This is a genomic window from Ignavibacteriales bacterium (assembly GCA_016709155.1).
In the GTDB taxonomy this organism is placed as follows: domain Bacteria; phylum Bacteroidota; class Ignavibacteria; order Ignavibacteriales; family Ignavibacteriaceae; genus JADJEI01.
The window spans coordinates 2,013,615-2,029,299 of the sequence record JADJEI010000001.1 but is presented as its reverse complement, the minus strand read 5'-3'; the positions used below and the strand labels follow the sequence as shown (position 1 = coordinate 2,029,299).

Below are 15,685 nucleotides of genomic sequence, written 5' to 3'. Positions count from 1 at the left end.
GATTAGGAATTTTTAAACAAGTCCAGATTATTTTTTAAACAAAGGATTATTTTTTGCTTCAGTAATTTTAACATCAGTTGGTACAGTGAACACAGATTCAATTGGCTTTTCTCCCTCCTTAAAAACAGTAACAGTTTCTGAAGTTGAGGTTCCCATTCCATCACTCTGTAATTTCAAACCAAAATTTTTAAATAGCCACATTTTTACAGTTGTTTTCATTCCTGCTATTTCCGAAACAGCTTCTGTAACTTTACAGTCGAAGCCGAGAATGTTTTCATTCGGAAGTTCAGTGGTGGTGGTGTTGAATGCCCCTTTCATTTGTTCACCAAAATTTTGGAGGGTTGATTGATCAAGCGACGACATTTTATCATAGAAAGGATTTTCCATTTTTGTACCCTCCTTTGTATCAGGGTTGTAGTTTATCATCCACTTGCCATCCAATATTGATACGGAGTTGCTCTCATCAATTTTATTAATCATTTTTATGTTTCTTTTTTCATGTTTGATGTGAACTTCTTTCAATCCCCATTCGGAGATGTAAATTTTTTCTATAGTTTCACTTTCGAGTGCGGAGCTGACTACTTTAGTGATTTTTTCAGCGTAGCCATTTTCGAATTCGTAACGTTTTAGATTTTTGTCCTGCGAATAAATAAACAAAGGGAGCAGCAGAACGATTAACAAGGAAAGATATTTATGCATGATTAACTCCTAACAATTGAAATAAAAAATATTTATTTAGAGATTAACTTCCCCTTTTAAATCAATCATTTTGTCAGCAGAATACAGAGATATATTTTGAACAGCAATTTTCGAAAGGAATTTATGAAGGGATTTTGTTTATAGCAAGACTTATTTTTTAATTCCCCAGATAATATCGGAGAGTGTTTCGCAATCTTTTTCGAAATAAAACTTAAAAAGGAAGGCGGGGTTAAATCCAATTAAATACTTTTCAATAATTTTTTTTAGCCATGTTATTTCAGCTTTTAACTTCCAATGCTCGCCGTTATTTGAATATAGAACTATGAATAATCTATTCTTCAAATGTTTGCGCTGCTGTTGAGATTGGTTTTTGTAAAGCCATTTAATAAGCTCGTCGGATTTTGAAAATGCGGTGGTTAAATCGTGCGGATAATTTTTGGGGAAGACTGAAGTCTTGTGATCGAAAGTTACCCCCTGAATGGTAAAGTCCACAAGTTTATCTTTTTCATCAAGGGCAGGCTTAACACCAGGCAGTGAGCAAAATATTTTTTCTATTGCCTGAGCAGACCAGAAATTATACCAGCGATTCAAAGCATAATTAGAAATATTGTTATCAGAATTTTTTTCTTCGAAGCGATTTCGAATTTCGATCAATAAATTTTCAAATGAAAAAATATGATAGATGAAATTAGTTTGTTTGTCATAATCATCGTTTTGTTTCATTCCCCATTTATATGGATATGCCAAACGTTTTTTTAATTCGGTTTCAATTTCAGTTAAAGTGTATTTCATAATATTTTATTCATATTAAATAACGATTTAAAACTTCTTCGGGTATTCTGATTGGTTTACCGGATTTCAAAGAAATCATTGTATAAATAATTTCACCTTCAGCAGCGGTTTTGTTGTTCTCTTTTTTTATTACCCAAAATTTCACTTTCGACTGCGCACCGCTGAACGAATCGAGCTGAGTTCTTACAATTATTTTATCAGTTAGTTTTAATGCTCGCTTATATTCAATGTATGAACTGCTCACAACCCAATTATAACCAAGACTTAAAAATTCTTCCATCGGCATTTTATAATTATTTTTCATTTGATCATATCTTGCAGCAAGCACATAATCAAGGTATTTTGAATTATGAACATGATTGTTCATATCAATGTCGTCAGGACGAATTGTGATTTCTGTTTCGAATGCTGTATACATTGTTATTGTAAAATTTATATAAAACTTTTTAAATTTAAGAAATTGTTTTAAGAATCAATGTTTGATTTTACTTCAAACTCTTTCTAATTTAATTTCAAACAATTGAAAATACTTTCGCGTTAAATGAATAATCTTCCTAAAACGGAGCAAACCACTAATCAGATAGATTCCAATAAAGAATTTACTTCCGCAAATCCGCTTTTATCATCAAAAGAAAATTATGAACATACTTATCTAAACTCAATTAATAAATCAGAAGATTTTTGGAACAGTATTGCTGAGAAATTATTTTGGTTTAAAAAATGGGATGCCGTTTATAATCAAAAATTTACAAATCCCAAATGGTTTGTTAATGCTAAAACTAATATTTCTTTCAATTGTTTAGATAGACACATTTCGACGTGGAGAAAAAATAAAGCTGCAATAATATGGGAGGGGGAATCGGGCGAATCAAGAATTCTTACTTATCAAATTCTTTCTGATGAAGTAAATCGGTTTGCAGGAGTGTTAAAATCTACCGGCGTGAAAAAAGGAGATGTCGTAATTATTTTTATGGGCAACATCCCCGAATCTATTATTGCGATGCTTGCCTGCTCTCGAATTGGTGCTGTGCATTGTGTTATCGCTGCTGTGACAACAGTTGAGTCACTTCGGAAAAAAATTGAAGATTCGGAGTCAAAATTTATTATTACTGCGGATTCGTCCTTCAGAAAGGGAGCAGCCATTCCATTAAAACAAAACATTGATTTAGCAATCAGTTCGAATGAGAGAATTCAAAAAGTAATTGTCCTCAAACGAAATTCAGAATCAAATTTAATTATGCATAGCGGACGCGATATTTGGTGGCACGATGAAATAAAAAATTCTTCAGATTTTATAAAAGTGCGAGAGCTTGACTCAGAGCAGCCGCTTTTTATTATTTATAGCGCAGGACAATTAGATAACCCCCTCGGTTTGGTTCATTCTTCTGCTGGATTTATGGTGCAAAATTATATTTCATTTCAATGGCTGTTTGGAATAAGAGAAGATGATGTTTTTTGGTGCTCGAGCGATATCTCTTCTATTGAAGCACATGCATATTCTGTTTACGGAGCTTTGCTTAATGGCGCTACCACTGTTCTTTATGAAGGTTTGCCTAACTACCCCGAGCCGGATCGTTTCTGGAAAATAATTTCAACTTACAAAATCAACGTCTTTATTACTTTGCCTACTAACGTCCGTGCATTTCAAAAAATTGGAACACTCTGGATGAATAATAATGATATTTCTTCATTGCGATTGATAGCAGTAACCGGCGAATCAATTGAAGAGGAAACAATGAAATGGTTTTTTGAAGAGGTGGGGCAAAAAAAATGTCAGCTAATAAATTTCTGGATTCAAAGTGAGAGCGGTTCAGCACTGTTTTCTTCATTTGTAAATAACGAAAGACCTTTGTGTAAAAATTGTGGTTCCCCGCTTCCGGGAATCGAACATGCGGTGCTCAATAAAAAGCGTGAAATTTTAAGAAATGACATGACAGGTTACTTAGTCCTTCTCAAAAGTTTTCCATCCATTGTTCGATCCGTAAATAACAATAAAAAATATATCAAAGAATTTTATTACAATTATTTCAAAGACTTCTTTTTTACCGGTGATGCTGCTCAAAATATTAATCATAACGAAATAAAAATTATCGGTAGAGTTGATTCAGTAGTAAAAATTGCAGGAATAAGAATCAGCATTGCTGAAGTTGAGTCTTCGCTAAGTTTGATTGAAGGAATAAACGATGCCGCAGTAATATGCAAGCCGGATGAAATCAAAAACAATGCGCTTGTAGTTTTTGTTTCACTCAAAGAAAACGTTGAAGCTTCTTTATTATTCAAAGAAGAGATTAGAAATCACATTGTAAATACGGTGGATATAGCAGCGAAGCCCGACGAAATATTTTTTATAAAACAGATTCCTAAAACTGAATCTGGAAAAATCGATCGGAAACACTTGAGAGAGGTCGTTCTTTTAAATACAGATAAAAAATTACAAAATAAAATAGACGAATACTTGCAGCTTGAAAATCTCTTTATTGATAACTGAATTATTCAATAGACAAAAAATTTTTAAGAATCAATAATCCCGCATCACCGCTTTTTTCGGGATGAAACTGTACACCGAAACTTTTATCTTTTTCCATCGAAGCAGAAAAATTAATTCCGAATTCTGATACCGAAGTTGTGTTCTCTGATATCGGAAGATAATAGCTGTGATCAAAATAAAATTTATCATCGCTCCGAATATCCGATAGAATTTTACTTTCACTTTGAACATGGATTGGAAACATCCCGGTGTGTCGTTCAGAAGAAGCAAATTTTTCTGTCGCACCTGGAAATATTCCGAGGCAGGAAACATTTCCTTCGGAAGAATAAGTGCTCATCAACTGCATCCCGAGCCCAATGCCAAGCAATGGACGCTTGATGATTCTCATCACTGTAAAAAGATTCATCAAGTGTAATTTTTTAAGCCCGGCAGAAGCTTCACCGTAGCCGCAAAGTATGACACAATTCGCACGGCATATTTCATATTCTGATGAAGTGACTTTGTATTCGATAGAAAGTTCGTCCAACGCTTGTTGAATGCTCGCTGTGTTTTCTTTTCCTAAATCTATTATAATTATCATGCTTTTTATTTTTTATCATTCAAAAATAAATAAAATAATTTGCCTTAGCAGATAAATTTTGGTTAAGTCTGTTAATCGTTAATTTGAACATAAAAAAAATTACAATTGTTGATGAGATACACTGATTTAAAAAAAATAGTACGCCGGCATTCAAATAAATCTCAAGCAATATTTTTACAGCGGTTTTTCAAAACTGCACCCGGACAATATGCTGAGGGTGATATTCTTGCGGGAATAAAAGTGCCGGTTCAAAGAATGATAGCAAAACAATTCTATGATCTTCCTTTGGCTGAAACTATAAAAGCAATGCAGTCTAAAATTCACGAAGAACGGCTAATTGCATTATTCATTTTAGTGAACAAATTTAAAAAAGCAGATGAAAAGGAACGAGAAAAAATAATTCGTTTATATTTGACTAATCGAAAAAATGTTAACAACTGGGATCTTGTTGATCTATCTGCACCAAAACTTTTAGGCGAGTGGTTTCTTGATAAAGACAGAGAGATTCTTTTTAAACTTGCCAGCTCAAAAAATCTTTGGGACCGAAGAATAAGCATTTTAAGTACTTTCAAATTTATTCAGAGTGGCGAGTTTGTTACTACACTCAGACTTGCTAAAATTCTTTTAAATGATAAGCATGATTTAATTCATAAAGCCGTTGGCTGGATGCTGAGGGAAATTGGTAAAAAAGATTTGCAATCAGAAGAAGATTTTTTAGAAGTGCATTATCAAAAAATGCCGCGTACAATGCTCCGTTATGCAATAGAAAAGTTTCCTGAACCCAAACGCAAAGCCTATTTACTTGTTAAAGTTAAATCTTCTCCTTTATTGTTTTAATCATAAATGGAATTTATTATGAGCAATAGAAAAAATATTTCTTCCGGAGCAGTTTGGGAGAACCTTCTCGGTTATTCGAGAGCTGTTAGAATTAATAATGTAATAGAAGTATCCGGGACAACTTCTTCAGACGGAGAAAATATTATCGGCATTGGAAATGTTTATGAGCAGACAAAATATATTATTTCTAAAATAGAAAGCTCCTTATTACAGGTAGGGGCATCCTTGAATGATGTAGTTAGAATAAGAATGTTTGTAACAGATATTTCAAAATGGGATGAAATTGGTAAAGCTCATAATGAATTTTTCAAAAACATAAAACCCGCGGCAACAATGGTGGAAGTTAAATCATTAATACATCCGGATCTACTGATTGAAATAGAAGCCACCGCAATTGTTCAATAATTATTTGTCCGTATTTAGAAAGAATTTTTATTACTTGCAACAATTCTCTCGCTTTAATAGCTTGAGAGTAGAATTAGAAGGCATTTATGAAGAATAAATTATTTTACACTTACTTTGATGATGACGAACTTCTTCGCATCACCAACAAAATTCAGACAATTGAAAAAATTACTTCAGGCGAAATTTGTGTAACCATCAGAGAAAAGAAAAAATTTTCCGAGAAGAAAAAATCAATATCTCAACTTGCAGAAGCTCAATTTTATAAACTCAGGATAAATCAAACACGTGATCGCACCGGCATAATAATTTTTCTTATGCTTGATGATAAACAATTTCATATTCTTGCAGATGAAGGAATCAATTCGAAAGTCAATGCCGATACATGGGAAAGAATCAAAGAACAAATGCTGGCTCATTTCCTGGCGGGAAATTTTTGTGAAGGACTTCTTCATGGGTTAGATGAAATTGGTCGGATCCTCTCCGAACACTTTCCCCTTAAAGTAGATGACACTAATGAAATTTCTAACAAGGTTATTGTTGAATAATGAACATACTTTTTGCAGTAATTTTTATTTTTACTTTGAATTTGCCATTTGGTTATTGGCGGGCAAATATTAAAAAATTTTCACTTCAGTGGGCGCTCGCCATTCATATCCCTGTGCCCTTTGTTGTTGCGATCAGATTTATTACTCATATTGGATTTGAATTTTATACATATCCAATACTTGTTGCTGCTTTTTTTACCGGTCAGTTTTTAGGAGCAAAAATATACTCAAGAAGAAAAGAAAACTCCAGTAAATATCTTTCTTCTTGTATGGTAATGGATCTAATTAGAGGTGGTATAAATTAGTCAATCTATAATCTACATTTTAATTGAGGACATCAAATGAAAAAAATAATTTTAATAACATTATCTATCGGTATTATTTCTTTACCGGTATATTTTATTTATTCATCCAATTTTTTTGAATCAAACAGTAAACAGAAGATAGAACAAATGAACAACAACATAAAAGATCTCTCAGTCAAAGATATTAATGGAAATGAAATCGCTCTTTCAAGTTATGAAGGTAAAGTATTGATGATAGTAAACGTTGCAAGTTTCTGCGGCTATACTCCACAATACGAAGGGCTTGAAGATATTTATCAAACTTATAAAAACAGAGGCTTCGAAATATTAGCTTTCCCGTGCAATCAATTTGGACAGCAAGAGCCGGGGACGAATAAAGAAATCCTAAATTTTTGTTCAACAAAATATAATGTCACTTTTAAATTGTTTGATAAAATCGAGGTGAACGGAAAAGATCGTTCTCCACTCTTTGAAAGATTAACAAATTGTTCAGAAATCGAGCAGGGCGATGTAAAATGGAATTTTGAAAAATTTCTAATTGCAAAAGATGGTTCAATCGTTAAAAGATTTCGCAGCAAAGTTGAACCAGCAAATGAAAAAATAACCTCCGCAATTGAGAACGAGCTTTCCAAATAGTAAAGTGATAAAAACTGATGTGAGTAGTGCGTTCTCTAATTCGTACGCCATTAAATCAAATGCTTTATCAATTCTGCTTTTACTGTTAGCATTTTCACTTCAATTTATCTCCTGTAGTAAATCGGACAACGCAATTGAGGAGGAGGAAGTTGCGGATGATTCAACAGATGTGTGGTACAAACAGGCTGATATTGAACTTGGTTCAAAAATACGAATGTTTTCATCTTCAACCGGCGTTGCAGTTTCACGCGGCCGCGGGAATATTCCTGGTAATGTTTATAAATATGAAAATGGAAAGTGGAATTCAATATTCAATTTTCCTTATTCTGATTTCCCTCTAATTGGGCAGTATGATTCGACAAAAACTTGGGTAATAAATCACTTGACGCATACAGGTCATTATAAACCTGTACTTACAGAACTAAGTTCAAATGGTAAAAAAGAAATTGATATTCCTAATGTTAAATGGGATGATACTGATTTTGCAATGTGGAAAGCCCTCTCCATAACAAAAGACGGATCAGCGTGGCTCGCAGGTCAACAGGGCAATATTCTTTTTTATAATAAGAAAAGGTGGATGGCTCAATCAAGCCCGGTGAATAGAGATTCTCTTTCTAATTTTCTTTCGGGTGACATAAATGATTTGTTCATGTTTGATTCAAAAAACGGCTGGGGGGTGGGCAAAGATGGTTTGATAATCAGATGTATCGAATCTAAATGGCGAAAGGTTGCTTCGCCGACAAATAATCATCTGGAAAAAATCTGGATGGCTAATAAAAATTTTGGTTGGATCACCGGACAGAATGGAACTCTTTTAAAATTTGATGGAAAGAAATGGGAGGTTCAGAGAATTGAAACAGCCGATCATCTCCTCTCAATAAAAGGAATTGATTCAACTTATGCCATCGCAGTAGGTGCTAATTCTTCAATGTTTGAATATGACGGTAAAATTTGGAAAAGAAACATTGATGCGGTGAGCATAGAAGATAATTTTTTAGATGTTGATTTCGTTTTGGAATCTAACCACAACCAAAAAACATGGATTATCGGCGACAATGGAATTTACACTAACTCCAAAACGATTGGATTCTCATTTACTGATTTTACTTCGCGAGCTTCGTTAAGACCAAACAGCCGCGGTGGAATATTTTTTAATCACGGTGATCACTCTGCACCTGATTTACTTTCGCTGCCTTCAGATGGACCTGCCGTGATTTATGAAAATAATGGCAGGGGTATTTTTACGGAATATAAATACAACGAAGATTCTTCCGATCCGCTTAGAAGTTCTAACTTTACTGCAGTTGCTGATTTTAACAACGATGGTGAAAATGATATTATTCAAATTTATTATGCGGACAAATTTAAAGTATATCTTGGCAGTGGAAATTCATTCAGAGATTTTTCAGATAAATCAAATCTCAATTTTGAGTTTATCAATCCGGCTTCTCTTCTATCGGGCAGCGCTTCTGATTTTGATAACGACGGCAACCTTGATCTATTGATTTGGAATTATGACGGACGATCGTATTTCTATAAAAATAATGGCGCAGCAAAGTTTGCGTCTGTTAGCAATGAAACAGGTTTACCGCTAAACAAAAAATTACCTGTCAATACAATGTTGAATGGAGATTTTAATAATGATGGTCTTACCGATATATTTTTAGTATATCGCATCCCTGTTGCTCACAAATACTTTTCGCTTTATTTAAACAAGGGTAATTTTCGCTTTGAAGAAAAAACACTACCGGAATTTAAATCACCAAATAATTTATCGCTCAATTCCAATTCGGCTTGCACCGCAGATTTTAATAATGACGGCTGGTTAGATGTGTTTATTCAGAATCAGCAAGCCCCTCCTATTTTATTTATAAACAAAGGTGATGCTTCATTTGATAACCAATCAGAACGAGCCGGTTTTAACGAAATCATTTTTAATCCCGAACCATTAAACGGATGTGCTTCGGCTTGCGATGTTAATAATGATGGGTGGACAGATTTGTTCGTCAGCTCAAAATTGTTTTTGAATTCAAAACGGATGAACTTTCGTGAAGTTAGTCAGGAAACAGGAATTAATTTTGCCGGTAACCCTTCCTTTGCTGATATTGATAATGACGGCGACAACGATTTGTTTGTTGGAATCAGTGAAGCAATAGGCGAAAAGGGCAATAAATGCGTGCTTTATAGAAATAACCTCAATAGAAATAATTATCTGAAAGTTAAATTATTCCCCGACGTGTCCAATCGTTCCGGTGCAGGTGTGAAATTATCCCTGACAGGCTTTGATAAAAAGGGAAATATAATCTCAAATGAGTTTTGCACTTCCGGCTGCGGATCGTCGCCGACACTGCAAAATATGAATGAAGTCATTTTAGCATTGCCACAAAATATCAAGTACAATTTAAATGTTGTTTTTCCCGGCGGGAATAAATTGAGATACGATAATATTACGCACGGATCTGTTCTTGAAGTTTATGAATCAACTTTCTTTAAAAGATTATTTGTCCTTTCGTCTAAATCTATTCAAAGAACATTCTTATTAATAGATCTTCCAATTGAAATTATTAAGATGATAATAATACTCATTATTATCGGCTTATTTTATTTTGCGGCAATAAAATTTAGAGCTAAAGAAGTCACTGGATATTATTTCATTCCTATAACCTTATTATTGATCTATTTGCTTATCGTTCATTTCACAATAAATGAACCGTGGCTTATTTCGTCGGCGATTTCCTTTTCTGTAATTCCCGCGCTTGGTGTTTCTTTTATTTATACTATGAAAAATTATCTGGAAAAGAAAAACGCAAAGTATATTTCGCATTATCGAATTGAGGAGAAAATAGGTGAAGGTGGAATGGGCACTGTTTATAAAGTTTGTGATACTATCACAAAAAAAAATGTCGCCCTAAAATTGATGAACCCCGCCTTGCTTCAAGATGCAGAAAATAAAAAAAGATTTTCAGGAGAAGGGCAGCTTCTTTCTTCATTCAACCATCCGAATATTGTAAAAGTATTTGAGACAAGCGAAGCTGACGATAAATTTTTTATTGCAATGGAATTTCTCGAAGGAGGCACATTAAAAGAATTGCTCCAAAAAAATTATCCGCTTGATAAATTATTAATAAAAAAGATAATGACTCAAATCTGTGCAGGGCTGGCAGAAATTCATTCGCACAAAGTTGTTCATCGCGATTTGAAGACTAATAACATCATGCTTGATTCTTCAGGCGAGATTAGAATTATGGATTTTGGTTTGTCAAAGTCAACACTCGTATCAACAATGACATCACTCGGGACTGTAATTGGAACTCTTGGCTATGTGGCACCGGAACAAGTGACTAATATTAATTCTGACCATCGAACTGATATTTTTTCGGTTGGGGTTATTTTTTATGAACTACTAACCAATACCTTACCGTTCAAAGGTGAAAATGAAATTGCTCTCATTCATTCTATTTTTAATAATATTCCGCCACCGCCTTCTTCAATTAATAATCTTACCGGGAAATTGGAAGATGAGATTGCAGAGAAATGCTTGCAGAAGGATCCTGCACAAAGGTACCAAAGTGTACAAGAATTAATTTTAGAATTGAATAAACTTTAGATGTAATATCGAAACGATTAGTATTAAATTTTCTCAGTTTTATTGTTTAATTGTTAATTGTACATTTTTCATTTTCAATGAATGTCCCGGTGTCTCTCCAATTTTTCTTCCTGCAGAAGTTATGACTTTTTTTATCCGTTCTAAATATCCGGCATCGTCATCATCAGCGCGGTTTTTATTAGCGTATATTAAATAATTCCCTTTGTAAGGCTGGGGTGTAAAATTTGGCATGATAATATTCGCACCAGCTTGCAATGCCAACTCCCTGCCGTGCGGATGAATAGTTGCAAGTGCAGTTGTTGCAGGTATGTGTGAATCACGGAGTACGATTCTTGTAACAGCAAGAGTTTTGACAGCAAGTTCAACACTACATTGTTCTTTACTGCTGTATGGAGTATTTTCTGAAGGAATGAATGGACTGAATGAAGCCATATCAACATTCAATTCTTTACAAAGTAAAATATCATCGGCAATATCTTCTAATGTTTGATGAGGTAGACCAATAATATTTCCGCTGCCAATTTGAAAACCGATAGATTTGAGAAATCGAAGATGCTTAATTCTATCTAATAGTTTTTGCCTCTGATGATAGATAGAATAAAGTTTTGGATTTGCTGTTTCGTGTTTTAACAGATAGCGATCAGCGCCGGCTTGCCGCCAAAGTTTGTAATCGGTAAATTCTCTTTCCCCCACGCTTAGAGTAACTGCCACGTCGGCAATGTTTTTAATCCCGCGAATTACGCGGGCAAAGTAACTTCCCGAGTAATAAAAATCTTCGCCTGATTGAAGCACAATAGTTTTAATGCCAAGAGCAATAATATCTTTAGCAGCTCGAAGAATTTCTTCTTCATTCATTCTGTATCTGATTAGTGCGTAGTTCCCCTTCCTCAACCCACAGTAAAGGCACTCCTGTTCGCAGTTATTTGAAAACTCAATTATACCTCGTAAGTGTACTTCATCACCGCAATATTGTTTTCTTACTTCATCAGCACGAGTAATGAGTTTTTCTAAATCAGCTTTGCTTTGAAGTTGAAGCAGAAAGGCTAATTCTTCTTTACTCAAGTCAGACTTATGTAATAGATCATCAAGCACCATAAATAATCCAATTATAAATAAACATCTCTGTCACCTGAACTTACACGATCTATCATCATATCAATTTTCTTCCTCGTTTTATCGTTGGTTTTTAGCAATTCTTCTTTTAAAAAATCTTCTCCCACCTCCCTGGTTGTGGGTGAAGCAAAATCGAGCAGATATTCTTTAAAAGTTGCAAGGGCGTTCGGCACACAAATCTTCCCAATATTTCCGGATTTTGCAAGCTCCATAAATCTATCACCTGTTCGGTTGCTTCTGTAACAGGCAGTACAGAAGCTTGGCATGTAACCAAGTCGTGTAATATCCTGCACGACTTCGTCCAGCGGTCTGTGATCACCGAGTTGAAATTGTTCAAGTTCATGATCGTCTAAACTTTCCTGAGATTCTTTATAGCTGCCGGGGGCAGTTCTGCTGCCTGCACTTATTTGCGAAATACCAACGGCAAATAATTCTCTTCGTAATTCAGCCCTCTCCCTTGTTGATAGTATCATCCCTGTATAGGGAACAGAAAGCCTTATGGCTGCAATTATTTTTTTAAATGAAATATCATCAACAGCATGCGGCGGTTGAAGTGCCGCCGGAGCATTTAATGCTGGCTCAAGCCTCGGCATTGAGATTGTGTGTGGACCAACTCCATAAACTCTATCAAGGTATGCTGCGTGCATAAGTAATGCGAGAGTTTCAAATTTATAATCAGTCAAACCAAACAACGCCCCTATCCCCAGATCATCAATACCTGCTTGAAATGCTCTATCCATTGCATAAAGCCGGTAGGCGTAATCACTCTTTGGACCGGATGTATGCATCTGTTCATAGGTTTTAAAGTGATAAGTCTCTTGAAAGCATTGATATGTTCCTATCCCAAAACTTTTTAATGTTTTAAAATTATCAAGTGACATTGGAGCAGCATTTACATTCAACCTTCTGATATTATTTCCATTCAAGTTTACACTATAAATTCTTTCGATTGCCTGCCCGATAAAATGAACACTTGCTTTTTTAGGATGTTCGCCGGCAACAAGCAGTATCCTCTTCTGCCCCTGTAGAACAAGATATCTTGCCTCCTCCTCAATTTCATTTAGGTCGAGTGATCTTCTTTTCAGTTCGAGGTTATCTTTTCTAAATGCACAGTAAAGACAATTGTTAACACAAAGATTTGTAATGTAAAGAGGAGCGAACAAAACAAGTCTGTTGCCGTAAATTTTTTCTTTTACTTCTTTTGCCTTGTGAAATAATTCTTCAAGAATTTCAGGGTTGTTAATATTCAACAATGACGCGCTTTCACGAAGCGAAAGACCTTTTGCTTCACCAGCTTTTTCGATAATAGCTCGTTGATAATTTTGATCGCCCAATGATTCATCTTCTAATAATGAATTGATTAATCTCTCGTCAATAAATTCCATTGTAATTCCATCTGTATATAAATTTTCAAGAAGTTTTTCAACATACATACCAACGATTGATATCCTAAATGCGGGGCGAAAATGCAGAATTACTTTTTGTTTATTCTTAAAAGAGAGAATTTTGTTTTTTTAAATGGAATAAAATTATACGCAACTATTTCTATTACTTCAATGATTAACAATATTCGACAAGAATTCGTACAAATATTATCTTATCTACTAGCGAATATTCTTGGAATACTTTTTGTTTTATCAAATCACCTTACGCAGTTGTCATGTTGATGGCATTGCCATTCAGCATCTTAAAATCTTTGTAAAACAGATTCCGACTCCGATTCATCGGGGCGGAATGACATAATTGTTACTTTTTTTGTAAGGGGACTTTTTAGTTAACAGAAAAATTATTAAAACTATTATGACTATCCTTCGGGAAGAAACAGGGTTTGAGATGAAATCCGCACCAAAATCCGAACGCCCGCATATTGCAATTATTGGAAGAAGAAACGCCGGAAAATCTTCGTTGGTGAATGCATTGATAGGGCAGGAAATATCAATTGTAAGTCCTACGGCAGGCACGACAACCGATCCGGTTAAGAAATCAATTGAACTTTTACCGTATGGCCCAGTAGTGATTGTCGATACTGCCGGCATAGATGATAAGGGGGAGCTTGGTTTAAAAAGAATTAGTAAAACAATTAAAGCTATTAGCTCGGCTGACTTTGCTGTATTGGTTGTGGATGCGCGCGAGGTATTGTCCGAAGAGGAGCTTGAACTTATTGATTATCTTAATAAAATTAATTTATCCTTCATCATTGCTGTAAACAAAATCGAATTCGGAGTTAATACACTTCTTCTTACAGAAATAAAAGAGATGAGGTTGACTCACTTTGAAATTTCTTGTAAAGAAAATGCAGGCATTGATGATTTGAAATTAAAAATAATCAGGATGCTGCCTGCCGAATCTGAATCTCCATTATTAAGTGATATTGTTGGACAGGGCGACGTTGTTGTACTGGTTGTTCCAATTGATCATGGAGCACCAAAAGGCAGGCTGATTCTTCCGCAGGTACAAACTATTCGCGAGGCTCTTGATGAAGATACAATAGTCATTGTCACAAAGGATAAAGAACTTCCTTCCGCTTTGTCAAGTTTAAAACAATCACCCGATTTGGTAATCACTGATAGCCAGGCAATTAAGAAGGTTGCAGCGGATGTTCAAGAAAAAATAAAACTTACAACATTTTCTATTTTGATGGCTCGCCACAAAGGAGATCTCCCTACTTTTGTGAAAGGATTAAAAAGAGTTGACGAGTTACAGGATGGGGATAAAATTTTAATCGCCGAATCCTGTACTCATCATGCACAGGAAGATGATATCGGTAGAATTAAAATCCCCCGGTGGCTGAGGCTTCATACAAAAAAAGATTTAATAATTGATATAAAGAGCGGTGAGGATTTTCCAGAAAACCTTTCCGATTATAAACTAATTATACATTGCGGTGGTTGTATGTTCACCCGTAAAACAATGTTGACAAGAATAAAAGAAGCGAAACTTCTAAACGTACCTATTGTAAATTATGGTGTTTTAATTTCCTACATTCATGGTGCTATGCCCAGAGTCATAATGCCCTTCCCTGATGCTGCGAATGAATGGCAAAAGAGTTTCATCTCAACTTAACCCATCCTCTTTGCCAATGGCGAAGAATTCGTAAACAGCAAAATATTTTTTTCTTAAAACTAATAACTATTTCTCACTTCATAGAAAAATATTAGTTAAGTTTTTTAATCATCTCAAATTTTCAACCATAATTTTATTTTATTTTCATTCTTCGCTGGCATTTAATATGACGACTATAAGATTCTATTTGCAGTAAAAATAAAATAATTTAGAAATTACTTGAGGTTTCCAGTGGCAAAAATAATTGTAATTGATGATGATCCCGACATACTTGATGCAAGCAGTATTGTACTTAATTCAAAGGGCTATGAGGTTATTACTTCAAATAATCCTGAGTCTGGATATAAAATGATAAAACAAGAAAATCCAGATCTTATTATTCTCGATGTGATGATGAATGAACCGGACGATGGATTTTTCCTTGCGCAGAAACTTAGAAGAGAAAAAATAACCACCCCCATAATTCTTTATACTTCTGTTTCTAAAACCGTTGGGATTGAGTTTGGCGTAAGTGAAATTGTTCCGGTTGACGAGTACGTGGAAAACCAATCTCACCCGATGAACTCCTTCGAAAGGTTAATAAATTATTAAACTTATACCGAGTGGAGAGTTAAC

At 34.7% G+C, this 15,685-nt stretch carries 14 protein-coding genes and 1 pseudogene; 9 read left to right on the top strand and 6 right to left on the bottom strand.

Features of this window, described 5'->3' with window-relative positions; translation table 11 throughout:
• Window positions 1–27 precede the first annotated feature (27 nt).
• The 3 genes from IPH11_09600 to IPH11_09590 form a co-directional block, all read right to left on the bottom strand.
• Entirely contained in the window at window positions 28–699 is a 672-nt protein-coding gene (locus tag IPH11_09600; GenBank protein MBK6913896.1) for a hypothetical protein, read from the bottom strand.
• Between the two features lie 150 nt (window positions 700–849).
• Window positions 850–1,491, bottom strand: a complete 642-nt coding sequence (locus tag IPH11_09595) for a hypothetical protein (protein MBK6913895.1) — start codon at window positions 1,489–1,491, stop codon at window positions 850–852.
• A 10-nt stretch (window positions 1,492–1,501) separates the two neighbouring features.
• Window positions 1,502–1,909: an acyl-CoA thioesterase gene (locus IPH11_09590; protein ID MBK6913894.1), complete on the bottom strand. Its 408-nt coding sequence runs from the start codon at window positions 1,907–1,909 to the stop codon at window positions 1,502–1,504.
• A 123-nt stretch (window positions 1,910–2,032) separates the two neighbouring features.
• On the opposite strand from IPH11_09590, the gene IPH11_09585 reads away from it, so the two are divergent.
• The gene (locus IPH11_09585; GenBank protein MBK6913893.1) at window positions 2,033–3,979 is read left to right on the top strand and encodes an AMP-binding protein; all 1,947 of its coding nucleotides are present in this window, start codon (window positions 2,033–2,035) and stop codon (window positions 3,977–3,979) included.
• A 1-nt stretch (window position 3,980) separates the two neighbouring features.
• Here the strand turns inward: IPH11_09585 and hisH are convergent, their stop codons facing one another.
• Window positions 3,981–4,559 (bottom strand): imidazole glycerol phosphate synthase subunit HisH, encoded by a 579-nt coding sequence (gene hisH, locus IPH11_09580; GenBank protein MBK6913892.1) that lies wholly within the window; start codon window positions 4,557–4,559, stop codon window positions 3,981–3,983.
• Window positions 4,560–4,670: 111 nt separating this feature from the next.
• On the opposite strand from hisH, the gene IPH11_09575 reads away from it, so the two are divergent.
• The 6 genes from IPH11_09575 (at window position 4,671) to IPH11_09550 (ending at window position 10,894) form a co-directional block, all read left to right on the top strand.
• Window positions 4,671–5,396 carry a DNA alkylation repair protein gene (locus tag IPH11_09575; GenBank protein ID MBK6913891.1) on the top strand — a complete coding sequence of 242 codons (726 nt, stop codon included), beginning with the start codon at window positions 4,671–4,673 and terminating at the stop codon, window positions 5,394–5,396.
• 18 nt (window positions 5,397–5,414) lie between these two features.
• Window positions 5,415–5,801 carry a RidA family protein gene (locus IPH11_09570; GenBank protein MBK6913890.1) on the top strand — a complete coding sequence of 129 codons (387 nt, stop codon included), beginning with the start codon at window positions 5,415–5,417 and terminating at the stop codon, window positions 5,799–5,801.
• 86 nt (window positions 5,802–5,887) lie between these two features.
• Complete coding sequence (locus IPH11_09565; protein ID MBK6913889.1) at window positions 5,888–6,346, top strand: TPM domain-containing protein; 459 nt, start codon at window positions 5,888–5,890, stop codon at window positions 6,344–6,346.
• Complete coding sequence (locus tag IPH11_09560) at window positions 6,346–6,651, top strand: hypothetical protein (protein ID MBK6913888.1); 306 nt, start codon at window positions 6,346–6,348, stop codon at window positions 6,649–6,651. The genes IPH11_09565 and IPH11_09560 overlap by 1 nt, the downstream gene beginning before the upstream one ends.
• Window positions 6,652–6,798: 147 nt before the next feature.
• Window positions 6,799–7,287, top strand: a complete 489-nt coding sequence (locus IPH11_09555) for a glutathione peroxidase (GenBank protein MBK6913887.1) — start codon at window positions 6,799–6,801, stop codon at window positions 7,285–7,287.
• Window positions 7,265–10,894 carry a protein kinase gene (locus IPH11_09550; GenBank protein ID MBK6913886.1) on the top strand — a complete coding sequence of 1,210 codons (3,630 nt, stop codon included), beginning with the start codon at window positions 7,265–7,267 and terminating at the stop codon, window positions 10,892–10,894. The genes IPH11_09555 and IPH11_09550 overlap by 23 nt, the downstream gene beginning before the upstream one ends.
• A gap of 39 nt (window positions 10,895–10,933) precedes the next feature.
• On the opposite strand, the gene hydE is transcribed toward IPH11_09550, so the two are convergent.
• The gene (hydE, locus tag IPH11_09545; protein MBK6913885.1) at window positions 10,934–11,989 is read right to left on the bottom strand and encodes a [FeFe] hydrogenase H-cluster radical SAM maturase HydE; all 1,056 of its coding nucleotides are present in this window, start codon (window positions 11,987–11,989) and stop codon (window positions 10,934–10,936) included.
• Between the two features lie 11 nt (window positions 11,990–12,000).
• Window positions 12,001–13,392 carry a [FeFe] hydrogenase H-cluster radical SAM maturase HydG gene (hydG, locus tag IPH11_09540; GenBank protein ID MBK6913884.1) on the bottom strand — a complete coding sequence of 464 codons (1,392 nt, stop codon included), beginning with the start codon at window positions 13,390–13,392 and terminating at the stop codon, window positions 12,001–12,003.
• 448 nt (window positions 13,393–13,840) lie between these two features.
• Here hydG and hydF point away from each other — a divergent pair, with 448 nt between their 5' ends.
• Complete coding sequence (hydF, locus tag IPH11_09535; protein ID MBK6913883.1) at window positions 13,841–15,070, top strand: [FeFe] hydrogenase H-cluster maturation GTPase HydF; 1,230 nt, start codon at window positions 13,841–13,843, stop codon at window positions 15,068–15,070.
• 231 nt (window positions 15,071–15,301) lie between these two features.
• Window positions 15,302–15,684 (top strand): annotated as a pseudogene (locus IPH11_09530) (response regulator).
• Window position 15,685 lies beyond the last annotated feature (1 nt).

Coding starts and splice junctions, on each gene's coding strand:
- hydG (MBK6913884.1), bottom strand. CDS start 13,392: ATGGAATTTATTGACGAGAGATTAATCAATTCATTATTAGAAGATGAA.
- IPH11_09565 (MBK6913889.1), top strand. CDS start 5,888: ATGAAGAATAAATTATTTTACACTTACTTTGATGATGACGAACTTCTT.
- IPH11_09575 (MBK6913891.1), top strand. CDS start 4,671: ATGAGATACACTGATTTAAAAAAAATAGTACGCCGGCATTCAAATAAA.
- IPH11_09570 (MBK6913890.1), top strand. CDS start 5,415: ATGAGCAATAGAAAAAATATTTCTTCCGGAGCAGTTTGGGAGAACCTT.
- IPH11_09585 (MBK6913893.1), top strand. CDS start 2,033: ATGAATAATCTTCCTAAAACGGAGCAAACCACTAATCAGATAGATTCC.
- hydE (MBK6913885.1), bottom strand. CDS start 11,989: ATGGTGCTTGATGATCTATTACATAAGTCTGACTTGAGTAAAGAAGAA.
- IPH11_09590 (MBK6913894.1), bottom strand. CDS start 1,909: ATGTATACAGCATTCGAAACAGAAATCACAATTCGTCCTGACGACATT.
- IPH11_09595 (MBK6913895.1), bottom strand. CDS start 1,491: ATGAAATACACTTTAACTGAAATTGAAACCGAATTAAAAAAACGTTTG.
- hisH (MBK6913892.1), bottom strand. CDS start 4,559: ATGATAATTATAATAGATTTAGGAAAAGAAAACACAGCGAGCATTCAA.
- IPH11_09560 (MBK6913888.1), top strand. CDS start 6,346: ATGAACATACTTTTTGCAGTAATTTTTATTTTTACTTTGAATTTGCCA.
- IPH11_09555 (MBK6913887.1), top strand. CDS start 6,799: ATGAACAACAACATAAAAGATCTCTCAGTCAAAGATATTAATGGAAAT.
- hydF (MBK6913883.1), top strand. CDS start 13,841: ATGAAATCCGCACCAAAATCCGAACGCCCGCATATTGCAATTATTGGA.
- IPH11_09600 (MBK6913896.1), bottom strand. CDS start 699: ATGCATAAATATCTTTCCTTGTTAATCGTTCTGCTGCTCCCTTTGTTT.